1 protein-coding gene is annotated in these 859 nt (G+C 39.5%); it reads right to left on the reverse strand.

Annotation, left to right across the window (positions count from 1 at the left end; all coding sequences use genetic code 11):
- Nucleotides 1-321: 321 nt before the first annotated feature.
- Nucleotides 322-859: RagB/SusD family nutrient uptake outer membrane protein (locus ADIWIN_RS15615; protein WP_152487278.1), on the reverse strand; the 538-nt coding region annotated here is incomplete at its 5' end.

Raw genomic sequence — 859 nt, forward strand, 5'->3', positions numbered from 1 at the left:
CTTCTTATCTGTCATCCAATTTATCCCGAAATACACAATGCTCATTCCATTGTATAAGCCATGTTTATTCGAACCCTGGATTTTGAACCAGTCCAGTAATTGATATCTAATTCTCTTTGTGGAATTCGGCAATATTGTTCTATCCTCTCCTGGCTTAGACGCATCAAAGTAAGTATCACTTTCAGGCCTAAGTGGTAGGTTATTTCTTAGAAGGTCCATTCTTCTTGTGTACCTTCAAAAAGCCAATTCTTTTCTTCTTTCTTCTAGAATTTTGAGCGATAAAAGCTTCTTTACTAGCAAAATTTCCAGCACTTAAGCCTTCTAGGCCGGCTCTATACTCTCAAAATCATTAATCAATGCCAATGATTCATCGTTGACACCATTGAGTTGAGCCAATGCTTCTGCCCTATTTAGCACAATTTCAGTAGTCCTTATTATAGGTGAATTGTCAGAATGAGTAACTACATCAGGAAACTTTGTTGTATACAATAATGAAACGCCTTCACCATTTACATTTTCCTTTGAAAGCGCTGTGATTCGCATATCATTTGTAGCATAGGCTTCTATAAGCGCATTAGAAAAAGGTGCATCACCCCTACCACCATCTTCAGCAGAATTGTAATAGGAACCCCAACCACCTGAGCCAGTTCTACCATTGTCAATTTCTGAATTCTGAATAGAAAACACATATTCACTATTGTTTTCTCCCCAGAAACTATAATTACCCGCTAATCCATAAATTGCTTCCGCATCTAAAACTGCCTTGGCTTTATCGGCCGCCAACTGCCATTCCCCCTCTATAGAGGTGTATCCTGGAAAGCAATGCATTGGCAGCACCTTTGGTAGCCCTGCCTCTAGT

It is taken from the genome of Winogradskyella psychrotolerans RS-3, assembly GCF_000427335.1.
GTDB lineage: Bacteria > Bacteroidota > Bacteroidia > Flavobacteriales > Flavobacteriaceae > Winogradskyella > Winogradskyella psychrotolerans.